This window comes from Streptomyces sp. NPDC085946 (assembly GCF_044540485.1).
Classification (GTDB): domain Bacteria; phylum Actinomycetota; class Actinomycetes; order Streptomycetales; family Streptomycetaceae; genus Streptomyces.
Genome location: NZ_JBITSF010000035.1, coordinates 1 through 16,572, shown reverse-complemented (window position 1 = coordinate 16,572; position 16,572 = coordinate 1). Strand labels below are relative to the sequence as shown.

Genomic DNA, 16,572 nt, shown 5'->3' with positions numbered 1-16,572 from the left:
CCCGCTCTCGCAGCAGGCCCTACCGGGCGCCGCCGCGCACCGGCCGGCGGACGGACCCTTCGTGACCGGCTTCCGTCGGTGTCCGGATGGCGGAGGCGAGGAGGGCCAGCTTGTCGGCGCTGTCGGTACCGGGGTCCGGATGGAGCACGACGAGCACCTGGCCCGCCGCACCACCGATGTCCAGTTTCTCCCGGTTCAAGCGCAGGTCGCCGGTCCGGGGGTGGGCCAGGCGTATCGGCGCGCCCTCGCAGACCTGTACGTCGTGGCGGGCCCAGAGCCGGCTGAAGCGGGGGCTGGACAGGGAGAGTTCGCCGATCAGCTCGGCGAACCGGGGATCGTCGGTGTCGGTGCCGACCGCCTCACGGAAGACGGCGACCGCGCCCTCGGTGGTCTCCTCCCAGTCCGGGTGCAGAGCCCGCTCCGCGGGGTCGAGGAACAGGGCCCGCAGACGGTTGACCCCCACCGCCAGACGCGGTGACAGGGCGGTGGCCAGGGGATTCGAGGCGAGGACGTCGAAGTGGCGGTCCTGGACCACCGCGGGCAGCGGGAGCGTGGCGACGAGCTGGGCGATGCCCGCGGGGACGGTCTCCCGGCGGCGGGACCGCCGGCGGGGCCGGGCGACGCCGAGCCGCAACAGGTAGGCCGTCTCGTCGTCGTCGAGCCGCAGCACGCGGGCGAGCGACTCCAGGACCTGCACGGACGGGTTGCGGTCCCGGCCCTGTTCCAGGCGCAGGTAGTAGTCGGCGCTGATACCGGCGAGCATCGCGACCTCTTCCCGGCGCAGCCCCGGCACGCGCCGGATGCCGACCACGGGGATGCCGACCTCTTCGGGGGTGACGAGCTCGCGGCGAGCACGCACGTAGTCACCCAGCAGATTCGGTCTGTCGGTCATCCGCCCACTGTAGGGCGCTGGTCCGGGGCGTTGCCTGGTCCTGTCACCCCCAGGATCGCGGGGGCTCTGGCCCGGCCGGGAACCGGACGGCACCGTGATCAGCGGCCGAAGCGGCCCTGGCGGCGATTCAGCACAGCGAGGAGCACATCCATGTCGACCTATCTACTCGTGCACGGTGCCTGGCACAGCGGACGGGCCTGGGACCGGGTGGTCCCGATGCTGGCCTCGGCCGGACACCAGGTGTTCGCGCCGTCGCTGACCGGGTACGGCGACAAGGCTCATCTGCTCGGCCCCGAGGTGGGGCTCGACACGCATGTCGACGACGTGGTCGAGCTGATCCTCGGAGAGGACCTCACCGAGGTGGTGCTGGTGGGGCACAGCTATGCCGGGCTGGTGATCTCGTCGGTCGCCAACCGGATCCCGGAGCGTATCGCGCACCTGGTCTACCTCGACGCGATGGTCCCGCTGGACGGCGAGAGCGCGGTCGACGTCATGCCCGTGACCCAGCGTCTGATCGATCAGGCCCTGGAGTCCGGAAGTGGCTGGCGGGTGCCGCCGCTGCCCGAGCTGCCGCCGCCGGCGGGCCTGTTCGGGCTCACCGACCCGGCGGACATCGCCTGGGTGCGCACGATGATGTCGGACCATCCGGTGCGCTGCCTCCAGCAACCGGTCCGGCTGGACAACCCGGCGGCACGCGCGGTCCCGCGGACCCACATCCACTGCGTCGCCGGCGTACCGGAGGGCTTCGCCAGGCGGCCCGTCCCCGCGGTGCAGCCCAACGGCTCCCCCGCGCAGGTGTGGGAGCTGCCGACGGGACATGACTGCATGATCACCATGCCGGCCGAGCTCACCGGCCTGCTGCTCAGGCTCGCGCCGGTGCGGGCCGTATAGCACCGCTTCCCTCGCCAGGACCCGCTGGGCGCACGGCTGAGATCCGCGACGTGGAAGAGGTCACCGTCCGGTCCGGCGAGGACGACGAGGTCTGCCCGAATCCCACGGGTCCTGGCGGACGGTCTGTGCCTGCCTCCGCCGCTCCGCCCTGGACCGCGTGTTCACCCGGGCCCTGCGGTAGGTGGATCCAGTCCCGAGCGGATGAGGCCACAGCGCGTGGCGATCGCTCGGAGATTCCTGAGCCGGTTGATGGTCCGCTCGACTTCGTTGCGGCGTCGGTAGGCCGTCTTGTCGAACCCGGTGGGGCGGCCGCCCCCCTCCCCCGGCTGCCGTGGCGCTGGCGGTCGGCCCGCTGGTCTTTCGACTCGGGGACGTGTGCTTGATCCGGTACCTGCGCAGGTGACGCCGGTCGGGGTGTGACGAGTACGCCTTATCGCCCCCGACACGGCCGGGGCAGGGGCGCGGTCGCCCACCCGCCTGCCGGGGCACGCGGATTTCCTCCGACACGGAGGTCATCCGCCGCACGTCCCCCGGTGGCCGGACGTGATCACAGACCCAGGCGGGCGGCACCCGCCCTCCTCCCCGGCAAAGTGAATCTTGCAGGTGAGCCCGCCCGGTGAGCGTCCCGGGGCCTCATCGGAACGGTGACGCGCCGGTTTCCTTCGGTGAACACGTGATGCCGTCAGGAGGGATCACGGAGGAGGCCGGCGCCGGCGAGGCAGCCGTCGAAACGTCGTGACGGTGCTCGAGCACCTTCCTGCATCGTCCCGGGAGCCGGCCTCTCCCCCGGTGTCATGCGGTCCGGCGGCGGTACGGGTCAGACCTTCTCCCGTGTCCACACCCGGCGCCCTCGGCCGTCGGCGCGGACCGTGCGCGCGTCACGGCCGACGTGCGCGTTCATCGCTGACCACAGCCGGTGCCGGAAGGTGAAACCCGGGGGCGGTCCTGCCTTCGCGGACCGCTCCCGCACGTCGGCCTTCGTGCAGAGCACGTCCCACACCCGGTCCGGGCACTCCCCTCGCCGCCACAGGAAGTCGCAGTACGGGACGTGCGCGATCTCCAGGTTCAGCCAGCCGTCCTTCTTCAGGACGCCCTCCCACTCGGACAGGCGGAGCTTCAGGTAGCCGCGCGGCCGGTCGGACTTGTCGACGCTGGTGATGCCGAGCACGCGGACGAAGCCCGGGGTGCGTTCCAGCACGACCACCGGACGCTCCTTGTAGGTGTTGTCGTCGTGGGTGAGTTCGGCCGTCCACACATCGCCGGCGGCCGGTGGCCAGGAGGTCACACCGGGGGGCGCGGGACGGGCCGGCGGTCCGGTCCTCAACCAGCGCACCAAGCGGACGGCCGCGGCCGCCGCGCAGCCGGCGGACAGCCCCGTCAACGACCACCACAGGACGGCGAGCAGCAGCGTCCCGGGGGTGGCGTCGTCCTGGTCGAGGACGAGGGTGCCGCCGGTGCGGTGGATCCAGTACCCGGTCACGGCGGCCAGGAGCGCCTTCCACAACGCCGTCCACAGCAGGACCAGCGGGAAGTAGCCATGATCCACGATCCGCGTCAGCCCCAGTGCGGCGGCGGTCACCGCGTACATCACGGTCATCCCGGCCATGGGCTGCTTGTCGACCTCTGCTTCCAGCGGTGCCATGACGGCCGCCACGACGCAGCAGAGGCCCACCGCGCGTACCGCGATCAGCAACCGGTTCTCCTTGAGCCGCGCGGGCGCCGCCATCCGGACCATCGGCCGGGCGACCAGTACGCACACCAGGAGCAGGCCCACGCATATCCAGGTGTTCCTGGTGCCGGTGAAGCCGACACGGAGCACCGGAAACATCAGCACCCACATCGCCCAGGAGCCGAGCCCTACCGCCAACGGCGCCCCTACCGAGTACTCGGGGATCGACCGCTGCGACCTCAGCCTCGGCGGCTGCATCCCTCCCATCAGCGGCGTGCTCAGACACACCAGAAGTACGGCCCCCGCCAGAATTGCCTGCACGTTCCCCCGCTCTCGTCGCTGGGAGCAGCATGGCCCGCAACCGGCGCGCCCGACGTCGTTCCGCTCTTCCGGGCCCGCGTGGCCGGTCGGTCTGGTAAGGCGTCCAAGCCGGTCGAAGTGACACAGCTTCGTCTCCTGCTCACGGTCGCCGACGAAGCTGTTGTTCAGGGTGCCCGGCCTGCAGCTACCGCGTAGCCCTCGACCGGACGCCGACGTCAGAACTCGCTGCCGAACGCCGTCGCAAGAAGCGGTCGAGGCCACCCGGTCCGAGTCGGTGCGTCACTGCTCGTCAGGGGGTGTCTGCCGGGCGAGGAACTCCTCGAACGCCGCCTTCTGCCTCGGATCCATGAAGCCCTGGCGGACCTCACGGGCCTTCTCCTGGAGCCAGTGCGCCTCGTCGGGGTTCAGTAGTTCGGCGACCACCACGCCTTCGCGGGCGACCGCCGTGCGCCCTCCTGCGCGGCGGCGAAAGAGCGTGAACGCGCCGAACTCCGCCGGGTGGGCCAGTTCCGGCTGCTCCGCTACGGCCCGGTTGTCCTCCCCGGTGCTACTCGTCGGGTAGGCGGTGGGGGCCCAGTATTCCCAGAGCGCCAGTGTGGCCGCGGGCACCAGCACCGCGCGTTCGGCCTCTTCACGCCCCTCCCACATGAATGTGACCGTGACGGGCTCGCCGACCGCCTCGGCCCATCCGAGCACCCTCTCCATCTCGTCGTTGACCGGGTGACCCACTACGACATCGATCTGAATGCCCATGGTGCCCGAGGCTACTGGCCGCCTCTGACATGCCGGTCCCCGGCTTCTGCGCCTCGTCGACCATCGCGCACTCGGTGAACTGGACGAGGTCGATGACCAGGACGATCGCGCTGTCGGCGTGCTGCGGCGGCTCGACGGCGCGCGCGAAGCGGACGGTGAAGGCAGTGATGCCGCCGGGCGAGTCCAGCAGGTCGGGATCCAGCAGGCGTCGGATCGTGGAAAGCCGTCCGGCCGTCCGGCTGTCAGGGGGAAGGAACCAGCGGACCGACTGCGGCCGTTGCCCACGCGCTCACCGCACTGAGTGTTCCAGCGCGCCTCGATGTTCTTGGGTGATAGATCGTTGTGGCACACGACCTCCTGGTCTCCGGCCGGCGGGGTGCCGGCCGTCAGGTCGTGGAACTCACGCACGAGCCGGGCGACCGTCACCAGACTCTCGTCGGACGACACAGCAGCAGGTTGTCGCGGCTCCCACGCCGCATGCCCCTTGAGGTAACTGAGGACTTCACGGCCCTCGTCGTCCACACCGAGATACCGCGGAGCGCCGCTCCGTCCACTGTCTTCGAGCAACCTCAGCAGGTCACCCATGAACTTCGGACGAGCCGAGGCCGGACGGCGCACCGTGTCCCCGACACGAACAACCGCGTTGACGAAGCCTCCGGGCAAGGGCGACTCAGGCATCTCCCCACCCTGCCCGATCGTTACCCCGAACCGCCTTCACCTTGTCCCGACGCTTGATCCGCCTGCCCTCTGGGACACCCCGCCGGATGGTCTGCTCCGCAGACTGCCGTCCACGATCAGCGCGAGCACCTCGCGTATCGGTCGAACAGCCCCATGACCTGCGGTTTCAAGCTGGCGGAGGTTCATCCCAGCGGGGTGCTCAGCTCCATGGAGCGCAAAGCCGCCGCAAGGGCCGGTTCATCGCCGACGTCGAGGGCTGTGTCCGTCAGCTTGATGACGTGTTCATCGCCGTGCGCCAAGGCCCGTTCAAAAACCTCTTCGGGGGTGAAAGTACCGGGCGGGGTGTATGCGACCGAGGTGGCCGGTGCGTACATCGCGGTCACCGCCGCGGAGGCCGTCCAGGCTGCCCGCAGGCTCGACGGCCACAGGGCGGGTGGGAGCGCGGGCAGGGTGCGCAGGACAGCGTTGGGAGCTGTGGCCGCGTGGACCAGCATCGTTTCCTCGCCGTGGCCGTGGGTGGCGTACCGGTGTGTTGCCGCCCGCACCAGTTCGGCGAGGTGGCGGTACGCGTCGCTCGGTTCCGTCACCGTGGCCGCCCACGCCGGCAGGGCGATGACACGTTCGAGCCGGGCGGAGAAGCCGCCGTCCTGGAGGGCGATGGGCGGCACCGTGTCGAGAGCGGCGGCTGCGCTGTCGGCGCCGGGCAGCGGGGCAAGGGCCGTGACGGGCCGGTGGCGTGCGGCCCAGTAGCCGAGACCGTGGGCGAGTTCGGCCAGACGAGGTCCGGTGGTCTCGCCGGACAGAAGCATGCGGACGGCGTGGCCCACCCGGATCACCGGATGCGTCGAGCCGCCGTACATGCCGGGCAGGAGACGGGGCCACCACTGGGTGAGCACCTCGCGCCACGGACGCTCGGTGATCCGGCACTCGAAGTAGCCGATCCAGTCGGCCGCGCGTCGCGGATCACCGAGCGCGGAAAGCCAGTTGTCGTCCGTGACCGGCTCGACACGGGACGGGAACTCCTCGAGCTTGCGTGCGTACAGGTCGAGCCAGCGGTGCACCGCATGTGCCTGTCCGCGAGCAGCGAGGGCCTCGACGGCCATCGGCGCGTGATTGGTGAGCCGTCCGAGCCGCTCGGGCCCCGATGTGTGCAGGCGCTCGAGCGCCTCGTCCAGGATTCCTGTCGTATCCATGGCAGGGACAGTAGGCAGGACGCCAGGGCGGTGTAACGGGCTGGAGACGTAACCGACCTAGGACTTCCGACCCACCACTCGCCACCGTGGGAAGGGACCGGGCCTTTCCGCATCCACCGGGCCGGCCGAAGTCCCCCGATGGGGGCGCCTCCCGTTTCCACCGCCGCCGCCGATTACGATGCCGTGCCGTCGTCCGTTCCTCCCTCGGACGGGCCGGCGTGAGGTGGCAACGCGGCACGGAGCACAGCGGTCCCTGGCCGCGTTCAGCGGCATCTCGCCCCGCTTCCGGCCCCGCCGCCACCCGACGACGACCCCCGGCCACCGAACCGAAATGATCGTCCGCTGCGCCGTCCGGGACCAGGTCCGCGATCGCGGCATCGTCTCCGCGATCGCCCACCGCGACGCCTGGCACAGCATTGGCCGTTGTCGGAAAGTGTCGACGACTATCTGATAAGTCATGAGCCCCACAGCGACCGACGCCACGCACCACGCGAGGATTTCTCGTACCTCGAGCCCGCCCGGCAGAAGGGAGGGCAGGGCAATGCTGCTCGGCACCGCCGGGTCATAGACGACCTCGGTGCGGTCGCCCTCCTGCGTGCCGTGAGGCGGGTGGGACCTGCCTTCCCCCTCCGCCTCGATCTCCACGCCGTTCGACAACGTGAAGGCCACCACCGGGTAGTACAGCAAGTCGCCCTCCTCCGCGCTGCGTGACGCGAGGCGCACCAGGCGCGGCAAAGCGGCGAGGCGGCGAAGCTCGCCGGGGACACGAGGTCGTGTTCCAGGACGAGCCGGCAGCCCGGCTCCCTCCACGCTTCGGCGTCGTCTTGGCGCTCCGCCCGCTCCAAGGGCTCAGGAACGCGATCGACCTCGAACCAGCAGTCGCTTGTCTGTGCCCAGTTCACCACCTGGGCATCAGACCTTCCCGAGACAACCCGGGAGCGACCTGGCTTTCCGTCCCTGTCGTGGCGGTGCCGCCATGACGAGCAGGGTGTCGGCATCGATTACGCGGCGACCAGCAGGACCCGGCCCCGAAGCGGCCCCGCTGTGACGACGAGGCCGCTTCGCTTTTTCTACGTCATGGCGTTCATCCGCCGCGTTGACTCAGGGAGTTCGTACTTCTCAGCTACGACCAACGCCAGCCGGTGGCGTGTAATGCCTCTGCCTGTGCTCGGACGATGGTCCGAAGTTCACTCGCGTCGGCGACGTCGGCATAAGCAGCTTGCGCAGTGGTCTGAGCAGGGTGTTTACGGTAAAAACCGCCGGGAGCCGCAATCATCCAGCCGTCGGAGACGGCGGCGCACAGAAGCACCGCGGCAATCGTTTCCCAGGCCGGCAGGGCCGGCCATCCGCCAACTGCCAGCAGTAAGGGGGTTCGTGCGGTCAAATGCGCGGCCACGACCGGGAAATGATCGTCGTCGTAAGCAGCCAGCAGCGTTTTGTACGTGAGAGGGCCCTCAGGGGGATCGTAAGGGCCGGGCTTGGTCGATCCGTCGGGCAATAAGTCCAGCCCCGCAGAGATGCACCACCCCATTTCGGGGTGACTCTCCATGGCGGCGATATCACGAACCAGCGCGCCCGGGGTGAGCAGGTCATCCGCGTCCAGGGTGCGTACGAGTTCGCCCGTCGCTCGTGGGAGGGCCATCGTACGTGCTACGGCAGCGCCACCCTTGCCTGCCGTTCCCGGGGAGATCCATGGCTCGGCCGGCAGGCGACCGAGGGGCTTGCCCGTAGTGCCGTCCTCCTGGACGAGCCACTGCAGGTCCCACCCGTCCGGCAGGCGCTCGCGTTCCTCTCGCACGGACTCGTACGTCTCCAGCAGATAGGTGGCTCCCCCGTCATAGACGGGCGTCACCACGCTGATGACTCGATTCATGACCACCGCTTCGAGGACGCGACGTATCGGAGTTCTGCACGGACCACCGTCGGCAGTCGCACCTCTTGCGGCCCTCGAACGAGGTCCTTCTCCGCCCGATGGCGGGTGTTCCGCCTGACGTGGTGCGTGGGCCGCACGCGTACTCGGGTGGTGCCGCCGGCCTTCCCCGCAGGAAGACCGCGTTCCTTGAGCACCTGTACGGCCCGGCCGGCCGTGTCGGGGGCAACGCCGTGCGCCTCGGCCGGCTCGACCACGGTGGGGAACCGGTCGCCAGGTGCGCACCCCCTCCGGATCGCATCGGCCGGCGCGTCGGCCGGTTCCAGGTACTTGGAGGTGTTCGCCATGGGCTCACTCTCTCACTCCGGTGAACCCCCTCTCAAAAACCGGCGCAGCACGGAACGAGCCGACCTGCTTTGCTCGTTGACCAAGTCGCCGCGATCCGTCGCCGTCGCCTCGGCACCTCATCCACCGCACGTCGGGTGGGGGAATTCAAGCGACTTCGCACGTCTGGCTGCCCGTGCTCGCACGCCACCCCGACACGCCGCCGGACACGCACGTACCCGGCAACGTGACAGCGCCCGTGCAGGCCTTCGTTGTCACGTTCCCGGGCACGTACCGGCTTCGCCCTCCCGCGCCCCGCGCGCCGTGCCGGGGCCGCGCGTCACCTGTCGCGCGGTGTGCGCTCTCCGGACAGGTCGGAGAGGTTGCCGGGCTCGACCACGCACAGGGCCCAGATGATGAAGCCCGAGATCGTGATCATCACGACCGACCACACCGGGTAGTAGGGCATGGAGAGGAAGTTGGCGAGGATGACGAGTCCGGCGATCGTCACACTGGCAGACCGCGTCCTGGCCTACTACTTCACCGACACCCCGCCCGCCCCGCGCCACCGCACCTTCCGCCCCGAACCGGAAACAGTGGCGGCCGCCCTCCGCGCGCTCCTCTCCCTCCTCGTGCCCCTCGGCCTGACCGCCGTGACCTTCCTGACGAGCCTGCGCATCGCCGACAGCCGCTGGCCGGTCCTCGGCATCACCCTGGCCACGGCATCCGCTGCGGTCGGCGCCCTCTGGTACCGGCGCCACCACCGGCACCCCGGATGAGGTGCGCCAGCAGCCCGACCCCCCTGCCGTACGCGACACCCTTCCGGCCACCGCCCTCCCTGCCCCGCACCCCGGCCAAGCCCATGACGATCCCTCGCTGCCTGAACGTCATCCTCGACCTCCCGGCGGCAACCCGGGCCCTCCTTCCCCGCAGCCATCGGCCGGAGCGAACCAGCCGCCGACGAGATCCAGCGCCGGCCTCGGACGGGCTTTGGCCCGCGATTCCGTACGACTATTGGCGGGGAAGCGGTCGGACGTGTCCTGACACGGCCAGTGATCGTTCCCCAGGCATGAGCATGCGCACCACAGCCACCGCATGGGGGCTCACCGCGGCAGCCGCCGGAACGGTACTGGTCACCACGACACCGGCCAGCGCCGGAGGAGTGGGCGACTTCCTGTCTCCCGCCTTCGGCACCTCCTGTGCCAACCACCACACCGGCGCCCACGCCACCGGAGCCACCACCCACGGCACCGGCGCCGCGGACGGCAACCTCGCCGGCCTCCCCCTCGGCTCCGCCCTCAACCAGTGCGGCGGCGCAGACGCGCCCCTGCCCTCCCCTGAGAAAGCACCCTGCGTGATCCACCAGTGGTTCCCGGGCACCAACATCCTGTCCGGCAACGTACTGAACGACGCGGTCGATGCCCCGGTGGATGTCATCGTGCAAGTGATCACCCTGCTCAGTGAAGGCAGCATCACCTCTGACAAGCCCGTCCTCCAGGCTTGCGGCTAGCTTCTGTCTCCGGAGTCGGCGCCGTGTCCGGATGACGTCGTGTGAAGCGACCTGGACCGGTGAGGTCGAGGGGCCAGGCCGAAGCCGTTCACCGGGTAGCGGCGCCGCCCGCACATGCCCTCCCGGCAGACGCAGGGGAACGTCCTGGGCTGTCGGCGCGGGACCGCAGCCTGATCACGGTCAGCGTGCCGGCCGCCCTGTACCGCGGCGAACAACTGCCGTACCGCCTGGGCGAGGCAGGGAGGAGCTGTCCGAGGCCATCAGGCGCCCGGTCTTCCAAGCGGGCCGGTCCAACGCCATGACCGCGGCCGCCCGGCTCAAGAAGATCGCCGGCGAGCGCTCCGCCCGGCCGGCACCCGTGACGGCAAGGTCGTCCGTGTGAGTGCCGACGGACCGTCAAGTGCCCGCCGGGCCACCGCAGGCGGAGCGCGGGGTCAGGTCAGCAGGCGTCGTACTTCCAGGTGCCGCCTTCCCGCGCCCACGGCTGCCGTTCCTGGTCCAGCTTCGGCAGGCCCTTCACCTTGTACGAGACGCGCGCCAGGTCTCCGGACACCTCGGCCCGCACGTCGGTCGCCGGATGGTCCGGACCGTAGTCCTTCTTCGCCTGCTTCAGCACCGTCCCGTAGACGAGCGGGTTGATCTCCTTCTTGCAGCGCTCGGACAGCATGCGGTGCGCGGTGCCGGCCTCGGCGGCGAAGTAGGCGTCCGTGTACGCCTTGACCGCGGCCTCCAGGTCGGCGGTGTCGCCGGCCGTCGGTTCGGCGCTGGGCTCACTGCTCGGCTTGCTGCTGGTGACCGGCGCACTCGGGGCGGGGGCGGCGGTGTCGCCGCCGTCGGTCGACGTGCATCCCGTGAGCGTGAGCAGGGCGGCGGCGAGGACGGCGGTGGTGGTGCGGGTGCGCATGGTTCCCTCAAGGCGTTGTTGTCCGGAGGGGAGATCCTGTCATGGCGGGCGCGGGCCGGTTCCGTCGGCTGGGGCAATCCCCGTGCAGCAGCGCGCCCCGCCTGCGTGACCAGACGGGGCGGCCTCATTCCAGCGCCAGCATGGGCTGATGGATGACCTCATGCTACGAGGGGCCACTGACAACGCCGGGGCGCGGCCAACCGTCTGGCTCCCCGCCGGTGTTCCCGCCAACGGGGTGACCTGCGCGGCGAAGGGCTGCTGGACCGCGTCACCTTGGGCAGACGCCCGGCTGGGGGTTTCCCGGCCGGGTGTCTTGCGTGAGCGGCTGTCGAGTTGGGCGGTGACGGCGAGCGGCACGACGGCCGTGGTCGCGAAGACAGCGGAGAAACCCCGGGTCGTCGCTGTCGCGCCGGTCGCGGCGGACTTACCGCGGGGCACGCTCGTGCCGGTCGAGCACCTGCGCACGCTCACCACCCGCGAGGTCGCGGCCGAGCCGGCGGGGGGCAAGGCGGGTGCCCGGGACACCGGCGCCGCACGGGAAGGCCAGGCAAGCCGTCCACCGGGGACCGCGCCCTCGTATGTTTCCCTCTCACTCGCCCGGTGTCGCGGCCGTGGGCGGCAGCGCCGGCCTCCTGATCACCGGCCCGGCCCGGCGTTTCGTCCGCGGGGCACAGGGACACCCGGCGGGTGATCACGGCGTGGCTCCCGGCACGACCCGCCGGGCAGCCAGTCCCGCGGCGGAAGGATCAGGCACATGGCTTCACCCGAGACACCCGGCACGGCCCTCGTGACCGGGGCCTCCTCCGGAATCGGCAGGGAGTACGCCACCCAGCTGGCCGAGCGCGGCTGGGACCTGGTACTGGTCGCCCGGCGCGCCGAGCGGCTCGACGCCCTCGCGGAACAGTTGCGCGAGGACAGCGGGGCAGCGGTCGAGACGCTGGTGGCCGACCTCGCCCGGCCGGCCGATCTGGCCCGGGTCGCCGAGCGGGTCTCCGGCAGTGACGTGGACCTGCTGGTGAACAATGCCGGCATCAACGGTTACGGACCGTTCGCCCAGGTCGATCCGGCCCTCCTGGACAAGGTGCTGGATGTGAATGTCGTGGCCCTCACGACGCTCACGCGCGCCGCGGTCCCCGGCATGCTGGCGCGTGGCCGGGGCGCCGTCGTCAACGTGGCCTCGCTGTTGGCGTTCGCTGGCGACCTGCCGCCGGACCCCCTCCCCCAGCGGGCCGTCTACGCGGGCACCAAGGGATACGCCGTGATCTTCACCAGGACCCTGGCCGCCGAACTGGCCGACACCCCGGTCCGCGTGCAGGTCGTCTGTCCCGGGCTCACGGCGACCGAGTTCCACCTCGGCACCGGGGACGCACCGGTGAGTGGTGAGGCCAGGGTCCACGACGAGGGCGGCATGCCACCGGCCGACGTCGTCACCGCCTCCCTCGCCGGGCTGGACGCCGGCGAGGTGGTGTGCGTGCCCGGCCTTGCCGACCCCGAAGCCGTGGCCCGGCTGGCGGCTGCGGAACTCGACCTGCGCAACGGCTCCGGTGCCCGCATGGCGCGCCGCTACCGCACTGCCGAACAGTCACAGGAGTGACGGTCGTCATCGGCGGGAGGATCACTGGTCCCCGGCTCTGAACGGGTGGTACCGAGCCGGAGGCCAGTCCGTGGGGAACCCGGACGGTTCCCGGTCGGCCGGACCGCCGCCCGCAGGGTGTCGTGCCAGCGCGCGGCTTCCGTCTCGTCGGTCGTCATGCCGGGCGGGGTTTCTTCCGCCGGGCGGCCACTCCTTCGACGTACGCCCGCACCGCGCGCCTCCCGCAACCGCACATGCGGAACAGCCGGTCCGCGGCGCCCCGGGCAAGCGGGACCGGGGTCGTTCGTGGCGGCGGGCGAGGTCCGGCCGGAGCCGTCGCGGGCGCAGGTGGAGGTGGCCACCCCGGTCCGCGGCCCCTGGGACGAGGCCGGCGGACGCCTGCCGCGCCCGCGGCACGCCGCGGCCCGGGCGGCGGAGACGTACGGCTGCCGGATCCTGGCGGACGGCAGCGCCCCGTGGCGCAGGACCATGCCGTGGCGGTCACGGACGAGGCCCGCCCCAGGACGATGCCGCAGCCGGTGGCGGAGCAAGCGGTCGACGGCATGCGTGCGCACGCCGGGGTGCCTAGCCGTCGCGGCGGCATGGAGGTGCTGGACCGGCTGCGCCCCCGGCCCCCTCGCTGACCGCCGCGGGGAGAACTCTCCGCGGTGGGACGGTCACGGCACCGGCTTCGTCGGCCTGCGCACCCTCGTCTTCGACCGGTGGGCGGTCAGCGGAGCCCCACCGTGCTTCGCGGACGACACCGACCACGACGTCCGGGTACGGCGCCCGCCGCCCTCGGGTGCGATCAGGGACGGCCCGGACACCGCGCTCAGGTGGTCGCCGGGGCGGCTGTCGTGCCGTGACGCGGCCGTTCGCCCGCCCCGGTGCGGCCTCCGCCGGACCGTCGGCCGGTGTCACCGCGGGCACGAGGCGCGACGCCCGGGCCGAGGACCTCGGCGGTGCGGCCTCCCCGGTCCGGCTGCTTCGTTCGAAGGGCGGCCGTGGCCGTCCGTCCACACGAGCCCCACTCCAGCGCTGGGGCGAACCCCCTGATCAGATCCGGCTCGTGCCCCACGTCCCCGGCCGCGACCGTCACCCGTCCGCGCGTGGACGGCATGACCGCTCCGGGAGCGATATGCCGACGCGGCACGTCGGGCGTAATGTCCGCATATGGGTGATGTTCGGGGTGGTCGGTGTGATGCGGCCCTGCCGGGGTCGGCCGGACACGGCAGCCGCCGCTGCCCGGCGCACCGGCGGGCGGTGTGGCGGGCACGGTACCGTCGGCGGGCTGCCGACGACGTACGGCGGGACGTGATCGTCATCCAGCTGATGAGCAGGCCTTCTCACGGGGTGCGGAGCGACGTACGCCACTGTGCCGGGGTGTCCGGCAGCCGGGAGACGGTGTACTCCGCAGCACCGGCCTGCCGACGGGCCGGGGCGGGGCGGCTGCCGCTCGACGCGATCGGACGGGGCGGAACCGGACCAGTCCGTCTGCTGCCGCGGTGTCACGTGGACGGCTGATGGACACCGCGATGGCCGCCGTGGTGCGGGAAACCGGCGCGTTCGGAGGGCTGCTGTACGCGCTGTCACCGGGCGAAGACGCGCTGTGGCTGGTCGTCGTGGCAGGAGTGCCCCACGAGTTCGCGGCTCCCTGGAGGAGGGTCGCCCTGACCGATCCGATGCCGGTGGCCGATGCCGTGCGCGAGCGGCGCCTGGTGTGGGTCCCCGATCAGGAGGAGATGGCGCGCCGGTATCCGCGGCCGGCGCTCGTGCTGCCGTACGACTTCGCGCTGTCGGCCGCTCCGGTCACTTCGAGCGCCGAGGTCCGGGGCGGGTTGGTGCTGCTGTGGCCCGGGGCCCGTCCACCGCGTCTGAGCTCCGACGAGCGTGCGGCCGTCGAGGCGGGCTGCCGCAGCCTGGGCGGTCTCCTGCGGCAGGCAGCGGATCGCGGCGACCCGCTGCCGTCCCCCGGCCGGCCGCGGACCCTGCCCTTGCCGGCCGGGCGCATCGTCCCACCCGGCGCGGCGACGGAGGTCGCCGCCTTCGTCGACCGCCTGCCCGGAGGCTCCTGCGCGCTGGACACGAACGGTCGCATCACCTTCGTCACACCGGCCGCCGCCGACCTTCTCGGTGCCGATCCGGCCGACCTGGTGGGTGCCCTGCCCTGGGAGGCGCTGCCGTGGATGGACGTCCCCGAGGTCGAGGACCGCTACCGGGCCGCGTTGGTCAGCCGCGGACCCCAGTCCTTCACCGTCCTGCGCCCCCCGGACACATGGCTGTCCTTCGAGCTGTACCCGGACCCTTCCGGCATCAGCGTCCGCATCGTGGGCGCCGACCCCGCCGAGGGCGCTCCCGCGTCGTCGGCCGGGTCGGCCGCGGGTCCCAGCCGCGCCGTCCTGCTGTACCAGCTGATGCACCTGGCCGCCACCCTGACCGAGGCCGTCGGTGTGCAGGATGTGGTCGACCAGACCGCGGACCAGTTGCTGCCCGCCCTCGGTGCGCAGGGCATGGTGCTGATGACCTCCGAGGACGGCCGCCTGAAGATCCTCGGTCACCGCGGCCACCGCACCGAGGTCATGGAACGCTTCGACGCCCTCCCCCTGAGCGCCGACATCCCCGGCACCAGGGTCCTGACCACCGGCGTCCCGGGTTTCTTCGCGACGCTCGCCGATCTCCAGCGCGACTACCCGTCCACCGTGCACGAGGACGGGATGGCCGCATGGGCCTTCCTGCCGCTGATCGCCTCGGGCCGCCCCATCGGCTCCCTCCTCATCTCCTATCGCCGGCCCCACGCCTTCCCGCCCGGTGAACGCGCCATTCTCACCTCCCTGGCCGGCCTGGTCGGCCAGGCACTGGACCGTGCCCGCCTCTACGACAGCAAGCACGACCTCGCCCACCGCCTGCAGTCCGCCCTGCTGCCCCACAGCCTGCCCCTCGTTCCCGGGCTGAAGGTCGCCGCCCGCTACCTGCCCGCCGCCCGCGGCCTGGGGATCGGCGGCGACTTCTATGACCTCATCCGCCTCGACCGGCACACCGCGGCCGCCGCCATCGGTGACGTGCAGGGCCACAACGTGGACGCCGCCGCCCTCATGGGGCAGGTCCGCACCGCCGTCCACGCCCACGCCACCGTCGGCGCGCCCCCCGACCGCGTCCTGGCCGGCACCAACCGCCTGCTCACCGACCTCGATCCCGGCCTGTTCACCAGCTGCCTCTACGTCCACCTCGACCTCGCCCACCGGCGCGCCTGCCTGGCCACCGCCGGACACCCGCCGCCCCTGCTGCGCCAGCCGGACGGACGCACCGGACTGCTCCGCGTCCCGCCCGGCCTCCTCCTCGGCATCGATCCGGACACCCGGTACCCGACGCTGGATTTCCCCCTGCCCCCGGGCTGCGTGCTCGTGCTCTACACCGACGGACTCGTCGAAGCCCCCGGAGTCGACTTCGACGACGCCACCGCCGCCCTGGCGGGACTCGTGGAGCACGCGGACCCGACCGATCTCGGCGCCCTGGCCGACACGCTCATCCGGCACGCCCCCACCCCGGGGGACGACATCGCCCTGCTCCTCATCAGCCCCGGTGAGTGACCCGACGAGCACCGCTCCGTGCGAGCCGGCCGTGCTCGGCGATCAGTCTCCGTACCGTGCGGGGGGGTGCCTCTATGTCCTTCGTCAAGCGAGTCGGGGGCTCCTCGGCTCGTAGAAGGTTCCGTCGCGGAGCATGGCGAACAGGACGCTGATGCGGTGGCGGGCGAGGCGGAGGAGGGCCTGGGTGTGGGTTTTGCCGCGGGCTCGGCAGCGGTCGTAGTAGGTCCGGGAGGCGGGATCGTGGAGGGCTGCGAACGCGGAGAGGAACATCGCTCGTTTCAGCTGCCGGTTGCCGCCTCTGGGGGCGTGCTTGCCGTGGATCGACGTGCCGGATTGCCGGGTTGCCGGGGCGAGACCGGCGTAGGAGGCCAGGTGGGCGGCGGTGGGAAAGCTGCTGGCGTCGCCGA

At 71.7% G+C, this 16,572-nt stretch carries 14 protein-coding genes and 3 pseudogenes; 7 read left to right on the top strand and 10 right to left on the bottom strand.

Translation table 11 applies throughout. From position 1 onward, the window contains the following. Positions 1-19: 19 nt before the first annotated feature. Positions 20-892: a helix-turn-helix domain-containing protein gene (locus ACIF8T_RS37130; protein ID WP_400041476.1), complete on the bottom strand. Its 873-nt coding sequence runs from the start codon at positions 890-892 to the stop codon at positions 20-22. A 150-nt stretch (positions 893-1,042) separates the two neighbouring features. On the opposite strand from ACIF8T_RS37130, the gene ACIF8T_RS37125 reads away from it, so the two are divergent. Continuing rightward, positions 1,043-1,783 carry an alpha/beta hydrolase gene (locus tag ACIF8T_RS37125; protein ID WP_400041474.1) on the top strand — a complete coding sequence of 247 codons (741 nt, stop codon included), beginning with the start codon at positions 1,043-1,045 and terminating at the stop codon, positions 1,781-1,783. 212 nt (positions 1,784-1,995) lie between these two features. On the opposite strand, the pseudogene ACIF8T_RS37120 reads toward ACIF8T_RS37125, so the two are convergent. The 7 genes and pseudogenes from ACIF8T_RS37120 to ACIF8T_RS37090 all read right to left on the bottom strand — a co-directional run. Beyond that, positions 1,996-2,448, bottom strand: a pseudogene (locus ACIF8T_RS37120) (IS5/IS1182 family transposase); the annotation flags it as partial. A 152-nt stretch (positions 2,449-2,600) separates the two neighbouring features. Next, positions 2,601-3,710, bottom strand: coding sequence for a hypothetical protein (locus ACIF8T_RS37115; protein ID WP_400041473.1), 1,110 nt, complete (start codon positions 3,708-3,710; stop codon positions 2,601-2,603). 342 nt (positions 3,711-4,052) lie between these two features. Next, the gene (locus ACIF8T_RS37110) at positions 4,053-4,526 is read right to left on the bottom strand and encodes a hypothetical protein (protein WP_400041471.1); all 474 of its coding nucleotides are present in this window, start codon (positions 4,524-4,526) and stop codon (positions 4,053-4,055) included. Between the two features lie 860 nt (positions 4,527-5,386). Beyond that, positions 5,387-6,397, bottom strand: a complete 1,011-nt coding sequence (locus ACIF8T_RS37105) for a questin oxidase family protein (protein WP_400041469.1) — start codon at positions 6,395-6,397, stop codon at positions 5,387-5,389. 1,123 nt (positions 6,398-7,520) lie between these two features. Then, positions 7,521-8,270 carry a glycosyltransferase gene (locus ACIF8T_RS37100; protein ID WP_400041468.1) on the bottom strand — a complete coding sequence of 250 codons (750 nt, stop codon included), beginning with the start codon at positions 8,268-8,270 and terminating at the stop codon, positions 7,521-7,523. After that, a complete protein-coding gene (locus ACIF8T_RS37095) occupies positions 8,267-8,614 on the bottom strand; it encodes a hypothetical protein (protein WP_400041466.1) in 348 nt (115 codons plus the stop codon). Before ACIF8T_RS37095 ends, ACIF8T_RS37100 begins: the two co-directional genes overlap by 4 nt. Positions 8,615-8,931: 317 nt before the next feature. After that, positions 8,932-9,114, bottom strand: a pseudogene (locus tag ACIF8T_RS37090) (hypothetical protein); the annotation flags it as partial. On the opposite strand from ACIF8T_RS37090, the gene ACIF8T_RS37085 reads away from it, so the two are divergent. The 3 genes and pseudogenes from ACIF8T_RS37085 to ACIF8T_RS37075 all read left to right on the top strand — a co-directional run bounded on the left by ACIF8T_RS37085 (position 9,080) and on the right by ACIF8T_RS37075 (position 10,483). After that, positions 9,080-9,370, top strand: coding sequence for a hypothetical protein (locus tag ACIF8T_RS37085; RefSeq protein ID WP_400041465.1), 291 nt, complete (start codon positions 9,080-9,082; stop codon positions 9,368-9,370). The pseudogene ACIF8T_RS37090 and the gene ACIF8T_RS37085 sit on opposite strands and share 35 nt — an antisense overlap. Positions 9,371-9,660: 290 nt before the next feature. Then, on the top strand, positions 9,661-10,101 hold the full coding sequence (locus tag ACIF8T_RS37080) for a hypothetical protein (RefSeq protein ID WP_400041464.1): 441 nt from the start codon (positions 9,661-9,663) through the stop codon (positions 10,099-10,101). 59 nt (positions 10,102-10,160) lie between these two features. Next, positions 10,161-10,483, top strand: a pseudogene (locus ACIF8T_RS37075) (carboxymuconolactone decarboxylase family protein). A 57-nt stretch (positions 10,484-10,540) separates the two neighbouring features. Here the strand turns inward: ACIF8T_RS37075 and ACIF8T_RS37070 are convergent. After that, positions 10,541-11,005 (bottom strand): hypothetical protein, encoded by a 465-nt coding sequence (locus ACIF8T_RS37070; RefSeq protein ID WP_400041463.1) that lies wholly within the window; start codon positions 11,003-11,005, stop codon positions 10,541-10,543. Between the two features lie 754 nt (positions 11,006-11,759). Between ACIF8T_RS37070 and ACIF8T_RS37065 the strand changes: the two genes are divergently transcribed. The 3 genes from ACIF8T_RS37065 to ACIF8T_RS37055 all read left to right on the top strand — a co-directional run bounded on the left by ACIF8T_RS37065 (position 11,760) and on the right by ACIF8T_RS37055 (position 16,165). Then, on the top strand, positions 11,760-12,599 hold the full coding sequence (locus tag ACIF8T_RS37065) for an SDR family NAD(P)-dependent oxidoreductase (RefSeq protein WP_400041461.1): 840 nt from the start codon (positions 11,760-11,762) through the stop codon (positions 12,597-12,599). A 473-nt stretch (positions 12,600-13,072) separates the two neighbouring features. After that, positions 13,073-13,222, top strand: a complete 150-nt coding sequence (locus ACIF8T_RS37060) for a hypothetical protein (protein ID WP_400041460.1) — start codon at positions 13,073-13,075, stop codon at positions 13,220-13,222. Between the two features lie 879 nt (positions 13,223-14,101). After that, a complete protein-coding gene (locus tag ACIF8T_RS37055; RefSeq protein WP_400041458.1) occupies positions 14,102-16,165 on the top strand; it encodes a SpoIIE family protein phosphatase in 2,064 nt (687 codons plus the stop codon). Between the two features lie 84 nt (positions 16,166-16,249). On the opposite strand, the gene ACIF8T_RS37050 is transcribed toward ACIF8T_RS37055, so the two are convergent. Beyond that, on the bottom strand, positions 16,250-16,572 hold a 323-nt coding region (locus ACIF8T_RS37050; RefSeq protein WP_400041456.1), incomplete at its 5' end, for a transposase.